The organism is Deinococcus radiopugnans ATCC 19172 (assembly GCF_006335125.1).
GTDB classification, from domain to species: domain Bacteria; phylum Deinococcota; class Deinococci; order Deinococcales; family Deinococcaceae; genus Deinococcus; species Deinococcus radiopugnans.
Map to the genome: position 1 here is coordinate 1 of NZ_VDMO01000051.1, position 6,989 is coordinate 6,989.

At 55.1% G+C, this 6,989-nt stretch carries 8 protein-coding genes; 1 reads left to right on the plus strand and 7 read right to left on the minus strand.

From position 1 onward, the window contains the following. Positions 1-460: 460 nt before the first annotated feature. Positions 461-802, plus strand: coding sequence for a hypothetical protein (locus tag FHR04_RS20445; RefSeq protein WP_139405021.1), 342 nt, complete (start codon positions 461-463; stop codon positions 800-802). A 33-nt stretch (positions 803-835) separates the two neighbouring features. Here the strand turns inward: FHR04_RS20445 and FHR04_RS20450 are convergent, their stop codons facing one another. The 7 genes from FHR04_RS20450 to FHR04_RS20480 form a co-directional block, all read right to left on the minus strand. Then, positions 836-1,504, minus strand: a complete 669-nt coding sequence (locus FHR04_RS20450) for a hypothetical protein (RefSeq protein ID WP_139405022.1) — start codon at positions 1,502-1,504, stop codon at positions 836-838. Further along, entirely contained in the window at positions 1,504-2,166 is a 663-nt protein-coding gene (locus tag FHR04_RS20455) for a hypothetical protein (protein WP_139405023.1), read from the minus strand. The genes FHR04_RS20450 and FHR04_RS20455 overlap by 1 nt, the downstream gene beginning before the upstream one ends. 223 nt (positions 2,167-2,389) lie before the next feature. Beyond that, positions 2,390-2,698, minus strand: coding sequence for a hypothetical protein (locus FHR04_RS20460; RefSeq protein WP_139405024.1), 309 nt, complete (start codon positions 2,696-2,698; stop codon positions 2,390-2,392). Between the two features lie 31 nt (positions 2,699-2,729). Next, complete coding sequence (locus FHR04_RS20465) at positions 2,730-3,749, minus strand: hypothetical protein (RefSeq protein WP_139405025.1); 1,020 nt, start codon at positions 3,747-3,749, stop codon at positions 2,730-2,732. 113 nt (positions 3,750-3,862) lie between these two features. Beyond that, entirely contained in the window at positions 3,863-4,273 is a 411-nt protein-coding gene (locus FHR04_RS20470; RefSeq protein ID WP_139405026.1) for a hypothetical protein, read from the minus strand. Positions 4,274-4,357: 84 nt separating this feature from the next. Beyond that, complete coding sequence (locus FHR04_RS20475; protein ID WP_139405027.1) at positions 4,358-5,713, minus strand: hypothetical protein; 1,356 nt, start codon at positions 5,711-5,713, stop codon at positions 4,358-4,360. A gap of 453 nt (positions 5,714-6,166) precedes the next feature. Further along, positions 6,167-6,616 (minus strand): hypothetical protein, encoded by a 450-nt coding sequence (locus tag FHR04_RS20480; protein WP_139405028.1) that lies wholly within the window; start codon positions 6,614-6,616, stop codon positions 6,167-6,169. Positions 6,617-6,989 lie beyond the last annotated feature (373 nt).

Below are 6,989 nucleotides of genomic sequence, written 5' to 3' on the forward strand. Positions count from 1 at the left end.
AGCGTAGGATTGAGCATGGAACCTACAGTGGCGTCCTCGATAGGGAAACCTCTGAACGCGCTGGTCTGTGTTGGCATCTGGATCTTCATTCTGACAGCTCCAATTTTCTTCCTTGGCGTTTTTATTTGGGACGTCGTGCAGATCATCCTGGGCCTCTTCGCCAATTGATAGGCCGCTGAGCCTTGACCCATCAGAATGCTTTCGGCGGGAGACTGATCGACTGTCAGTTTTGGGTATACCCCAACCTGACGTCAGGCAGAGGGCAAAAAAGTGTCAGCTTAGGGTTATTTTGGGACTTGTCTGACAGTCTGAGACGCGGGTCTAGAGCCTAACCTGACACCCACATGCTCTGGCCGCCCACGACACCAGCATAGATGCGGGGTCCTGCTGAACAAGTTCCCTGTGCCCATCCATGCGTTGACCACTACACTGCATTCACGTCCCTTCCCCTGGAGGTTGCATGAAAGCGTGGTTCTTCCCGCTCCTCGCCGCGTTTCTCCTCAGTCCAACCAGCGCCGCCCCGGTGTCATGGGGCAGTTTCCGCACGCTGCTGTCTCAGGAACGCACGGGCCGCGACAGCTACAGCCTGAAGGCGTTCAGCGTTAATGGACGCCTGAATATTCGGCAAGACGTGACGTACAGCCTGACCTTCCAGGGTGGACAGGTCAGCATTGATCACCGCGTCCTGAAAAGTGGTTGTACGACAGGCAAGCTCAAAGCTGGCTCGGCGCTGAATTTTCAGGACGCCAGGCGGGTGGCGATGTTTATCCCTTCGCGCGGTTGCTCTTCTGGCTCGTCTTAACACCTGCACTGGGCCAGCGCGCTGCTGTCCTCATTACCGCTCCCAGCCTCTGTCGTACTGGCGCTCCTGCTCGCGTTCACGCTGTCGCCGTGCCCCGCTGCCGTAATCCTCCGGGTCCAGTTCCAGCGTGCGCCCGCCGCTGCGCTCCTGTTGCTGGTCCTCGCCCTGGTGATGGTGCCGGTCCTGGTGCTGCTCCTGGTACAGACCCAGCTCGCGGCCCAGATGCCGTTCCAGCTCGTACGCCTGGTGCTGGAAGTGCACCAGATCCCCTTCGGCCCCCCGCCGGAGCGTGGTGTCCGTCCCGAAGCAGATGTGGACGTGGACATTCCCCCCGTCCTGTTGATGGACGGCCACCGCGTAAATCTCGGCGTCGGGGCGGCGTTCCTGCACCGCCTGAGCCACCAGGAGGGCCGCGCGCTGCCGGTCCACCTCGGCCTCCCCTGGAAGCTGGGTGGTGAAGACCAGGTGCTGCTGATACTTGGTCGTGGTGTCCTCGATGCGGGCGGCGGCCTCCACCCGCTCCGTTTCCCTCAGCAGGCCGTCTTCCAGGGTGTAGAGCTGGGTGCGCTCCTTCTCGTCCATGTAGCGCGTGGCGCTGGCGGCGCGCGCCTTGCCCCCGGCGCTGGTCTTGGTGTAGTTGTGGCCGCTGCGGTCCGGGATCGAGCGCACCACCCGCTGGGTGCTGCCTAGAGAGCGGGCCATCAGCGGTTGAAGAAGCCCTTGGGCTTGTTGCGCAGGTCTTCCTCGGTGTCCTCCAGCTTGTGGGTCGCCATCACCATCGCGTTCCGGGCCTCCTTCACCTGCTGGTTGAGGGTGCCGAGATAGTTCACGAGCTGCTGTTGCTGCTGTTGGAGGGCCTGCACCTGGGCGGTCAGGGCCTGCACGTCCTTGAGACCCGCCGTCATCTGCTCGGACGACTCGCGCACCTTCAGGAGGAGGCCGGGGTCATCGTTCCCCATGCCAGCCGCCAGCTCGCTGAGTGCGGCGCGAATCTGAGGGGTGGGTTCCTTGAGTTGGTGGACCGCGAAGTTCCAGGCCCGCTCGATGTACTCCGGTCCCTTGTCCTTGCCGAAGGTGTCCTTGACCAGCAGCCCCACCATCTGCTTCGTCGACCCGCTTTCCAGACTGGTGCGGGCCAGCAGGGAGCGCACCCGGTTCATCTGCTCGTTCAAGGCCACCCGGATGTTCTGCTGCATCAGTTCAGTCTGCTGCTCGAAGGCCAGCTTGAGAATGTCTCCTGTCATCACCTGCCGGTCTTGCAGGCTGTAGCGCTCTAGGACGTGGGCGCAGAAGGCCGAGAGCTTGACCCCCGCCTCGTCCGCCATCAATTGCAGCTCGGCGGCGTGGTGCGGTTCGAGGGTCACAGTCACCCTCTGGGGCTTCTGGCGGGGCCTTCCAGCGGTCTTCGTCATACTCCAGCGTACGCCAAAAAAGCTGCACGAATTAGGAATGGAGAGCGCTCGGGTTTTTCCCCTCTGGAACGCAGTTCTAGAGGCAAGATGCACGACAGTGCTAATCTTGCGTAACTGCACTACAGGGACAGAATCTGATCGGCCAAGGCCTGTTTTTGCTGGGGCTTCGGCGCGGTCAGGATTCAGACTTCTCGTTCCGGCCCTGCTCCTTTTCAGCTTTGGCCCATGCTTCATTCAAGGCCACTTCGACGGCTTCACCCTCCGCCAAGCGATGAACGTAAGCCCCTCGCCAGCCTCTTCTCGTCACCACCAGCCCATCACTCGTCAATGTGTCCAGCACCTGCTGGAGTTGCGAAAGTCTCAGCGTATGCCCAGAGGCCGTCAGTCGGGCGTAGATCTCGCTCTGCCGCTGTTCAGTAAGAGACAGACACAGCAGCACCGCACTCGATTTTGGAGGGAACATTCGTTTCGGTCGTTTCGCCATGAGTTTCTCTCTTAAAATAAGTAAGATAGATCTATCTAGTTAGAATCCACTTCAACTCCCCATCAACATTTTGAGGGGTTGGGAAATTATCATCTAGATCAAGCCACTTAAGAAACTCTGCAACATTTGCAATGGCTTCTAAAGCATTTTTCTGATTTATAGAGTATGCATTTTTCTCTTCCTCTACACTACCTGTATGTACAATTTTGTTCCTTGTAAGATATATTTTACTTATAGTGCTAAATAACTTTTCTTTATCGATAAATAACGATTTTCCTTTACAATATAAGAGTAGGCTTCTCAATTTAACTGGAAAACTAGCATTCTTTAAATGCTCGTATATTGGATCCTTAAAAATTATACCTTTAGCTGTAGTTATATTTTCTATTCTAAATCTACCTATAATGCCACTTTTATGCTCATCTACTGCCTGCTGATAATCTATATCACAGGATAAACCTAATGCAATTTCACAAGCCATACCACAATACAAGAAGGTATTGGTATAGTCACCATCAAAATAGCTATCTATTGCGGATAGAAATATCCCCGTATATACATCTTTTTCTTTTGGATCTTTTAATATTTCTTGAAAATCATCATTAGAAATAGCAGTTTTTATAAGAAAATCCGTTATTGCAGCTTTAACGGGCACGATTTCTATACATGTATTTTCTAGCGGAACGAATCCGCTACCATGTAGCATAAAATCATATTTTGGCCTAGCTATTCTGAACTGCTTAGTTCTAAAAGCTACCCTGCTAAGCAGATCTGAGAAAATTTCTTGCATATCGTAAATATTTTCTGAGGGATCATCAAATTCTAATATTATATCTGTATTTATAGCATAATATTGGCCGTCTCTAACCACGCAGACATTAGTACCGCTGCCTTTTCCAAATGGATAGTCATCGTGATTTATACTCAAATACTGAGTAAACATTGGATCAAGCATTCTCAAGTTGCTTCGTTCACTTACGGGCCATAGAAGTGGATCACTTTTAGTAACCTTCCAGCTAATAGGATTTAATATTCTTAATGCTATATACATTGAATTAAGATATCTCCAAAGTCTAGAAATTCTTGCCTAACTGGAATTAGGCAAGAGAAAATTAGGGGGTTTTATTCGGGTAGAATCTCTATTCACGCTAGATTTAGTCATCGTCAAATATGTAATCTATAAACGTAATTATTGCTTACACCAATGCCTTCTATATTAATGTTATTGGCATCAATTCCGTCTATAGCATCCATCCCTGTAGAGACAGAGGTTTGGAGTTTCACAAGAAATGGGTCTCGTGGGGATATAGCTATAACATCAAAATTTGGATTTTCTAAAGCGCTTTCCTGAATAATTCTGCTTATATCAGCGCTCATTCTATTTTGTATACTGTCGAATTCCTCTTGGTTCATACCAACTGGCAATCTGGCATGCATTGTACCTATAACTAATGCCCATTCTCCAGGTCTTAGTGAGTCAGTCCATAACATAGAAGTAGGAGAGTACATAGTATTATCCAAATCCCTCAGAAGCTCTGCGCCAAAATCCTTTAGGCTTTTTGAAAGTTTACGCATTATATTCACCTCGCTTGAATAATACTGAATTCATAGCGCCATGTGGACTCAGACAATCCTTTAGAAGAATGAGCAATTCCGCTGTTATGCCGCTCGAAGTCGGCTTGCCAGCAGTGCTGCGGGGCGTCTCAGGCCCTTCCACTCGCGTCTGTCCACCTCCAGGCGCTGCAATTCTGCCGCCAGCGCTTGCAAGCCGTCGCGCCCCTCGATCTCCGCTTGCCATGCCTGCCAGATCACTTTGCAGTAGTACAACCGGCTGTGAGCGTCCTTCAGATCGCGGGCCAGGGCCGCGCCCATCATGCCTACCAGCGCGGCCCGCTTGGACTTGTGCGCTTCGAGCAGGGCGGGCAGGGCATGAACCACGTCCTGGACGCCCTGCAAGAGGCGTTCGGCCTCGGCGGCGTCGTTTATTGCGGGGTCAGCTTTCAACGGGTTTTGTGTCGTGACGTTTCCTGGAATAACGACCCAGCGGCGGAGCTGTTCGCTCATCTCTGCCTGCATTTGCCCCACGGGATCAGGTGACCCCTCAATAAAAATTTCATCGTCTACGACGCACTCTAAAATCTTGGCTTCCTCGAATCGCTTCTTCGCGTTGGCAATCGCGTTGAAGGCCGTGCGGCCTGCCGCCCGGTCCGCGTCCAGGTCCCGGTATTGGCGTTTGTAGTCGCGGTATCTCAGGCGGGCTTCGTGGCCGGGGGCCAGGCGCACGGCGTACAGCGTGCCGTCCACCCCGGTGACGGACACGCCGTTCTCGTTGGTCATGCTGGTGAAGTGCTGGCGGGCGTAAACGTAACCTGTCGCCTGGAGCTGGGCGGTCCACTCACGCAGCGTGTTGTCACAGATGCCCAGCGACTTCGCTAGCATCTCCGCGCACAGGTGCATCACGACTTGCTTGGGGGGCTTGCCGTCCTTGCTGTACAGGTACAGGTGGGCGGCCAGGAAGATGCGGGCCAGCTCGTGCAGCTTCGCGGCCAGCGCTCCCGCTCCAGCCGTTCCAAAGCCCTTCCCGCGCTTGGGGCGGAATGGCTCCAGGTCCAACAGCTCGGACAGGCGCGGCAAGGACTGACGCTGCACGCGCTCCTTCACGAAGATCTGGGTCCGCTCGACCTGCACCTGGGCGTCCTGCTCCTCGCAGAACCGCAGGGCATCCAGCAGCCAGATCGCCGGGCCGCTGGCGCTGTCCTCGCCCTCTGGGGCCTCCACGGCGGGCGGTGTGGCCTTCCGGGTGGGGCGGTAGTGCGCCTTGCTCTTAGCGCGGCGCTCGACGATCTCCGCCAGCGTGGCCGTCACGGGCAGGCCCTCGCCTTCGCCCTGGTCTTGGATCAGCACAGGGGGAGTAGCGGCGGGGACTGGGCGGCGCGGCTGCTGAAACTGCTTGCTGGGCTGGGGCTTGGGGCGGCGCACGTCCACCGGCTCTCCACGGAGAGCGGCACGACTCATGGCTAAAAAGTGGTCGGTGCTGGCTGCCGCTCTTTCAGGGGTGAAAGATGCGTCAACGGTAGTCAAAGGTAGAAATTTAGGGGCTTCCTGCCGTACCCTATGGGTCAGGCTTTCCCGTCGTTGGTTTGACATGTAGTGGTGTTCCTTCGAGGTGGGATAGCCGGATCAGAGCGCTGGATACGCTGTGATCCACTTCGTTTTCAACAGTAGCACCCCGCCTCAAAGCGGGGTGCGATCTGTTGAAGTTTTGTTGGCCCTCTGTTGGGCTGCTGTCTGGCTGCATCAGCCTTGGCGACAGATTCTTAGACTCAGTGTATAGATTTGACAGGGTCTGAATACCACCCTATATTGAAGGAATCAAAGCGGCCTTCGGGCCGCTTTTTCCGTTCCCCCTGGCTGCTTCAGCGCAATCCGAAGGCCCTGCACCCCCTCTTTGCTGATGGTCTTTTGACTTCAGGTCAGCGGCTCCAGGTTGCCGGCCTGCGCCAGTTTGACCAGCGTGTCTCGACGGATCGTCTCACCCTGGATGGTGTTCCACTTGTCCTTGCCATCTTCGTGGATGAGCTGGATCACTTCGCCCTGGGCTAAGAGGGCCTCCATGCGTGGATAGTTGGCCGCAGGCCAGCGCAGGCGGTTGCGGGTGCGCTGGGTGATGCTGGACGACAGCACCCGGAACGCCGTCACGTCTTCCAGGCGCTGTGGCTCGGGCGGCATGTTGAGAATCGCAGGATTGACAGCGGCGGCCCGGTAGGCGGCGGCCAGCAACTCGCCCGGTGTGGTGACTTCCAGGACGGCCCTGGCCTCCACCGCCGTCCACACGGCGCGCGGGAGGGTCACCCGCACCGTCACATTCTCTCCCGGCTTGCGCCCCGCTCCTGTCCGCTTGCCGCCTCTGCTAGTCATGCTTTGATTCTACGCAGCAAATCAATGTCTGAAACACTGCGAACAATCAAAAAATAGTTTGATTCTTTTATCGAATCAAAGAACGCGCTTCCAGAGCGGCTTAACCGCTGCGCTGATTCCTGCAAAGAATCAAACAGCAGTTGCCGATCCCCTTTTGAGGAGACCCCTTGCTAGAAGTCAGAGAACGGCGAGCGAAGCGCTTTCTCAGAATGAACGCTCGCTCAATGCAACCGACCTACGACAGCGAGCGTAGGATTGAGCATGGAACCTACAGTGGCGTCCTCGATAGGGAAACCTCTGAACGCGCTGGTCTGTGTTGGCATCTGGATCTTCATTCTGACAGCTCCAATTTTCTTCCTTGGCGTTTTTATTT

Coding starts and splice junctions, on each gene's coding strand:
- FHR04_RS20445 (WP_139405021.1), top strand. CDS start 461: ATGAAAGCGTGGTTCTTCCCGCTCCTCGCCGCGTTTCTCCTCAGTCCA.
- FHR04_RS20450 (WP_139405022.1), bottom strand. CDS start 1,504: ATGGCCCGCTCTCTAGGCAGCACCCAGCGGGTGGTGCGCTCGATCCCG.
- FHR04_RS20460 (WP_139405024.1), bottom strand. CDS start 2,698: ATGGCGAAACGACCGAAACGAATGTTCCCTCCAAAATCGAGTGCGGTG.
- FHR04_RS20465 (WP_139405025.1), bottom strand. CDS start 3,749: ATGTATATAGCATTAAGAATATTAAATCCTATTAGCTGGAAGGTTACT.
- FHR04_RS20470 (WP_139405026.1), bottom strand. CDS start 4,273: ATGCGTAAACTTTCAAAAAGCCTAAAGGATTTTGGCGCAGAGCTTCTG.
- FHR04_RS20475 (WP_139405027.1), bottom strand. CDS start 5,713: ATGAGTCGTGCCGCTCTCCGTGGAGAGCCGGTGGACGTGCGCCGCCCC.
- FHR04_RS20480 (WP_139405028.1), bottom strand. CDS start 6,616: ATGACTAGCAGAGGCGGCAAGCGGACAGGAGCGGGGCGCAAGCCGGGA.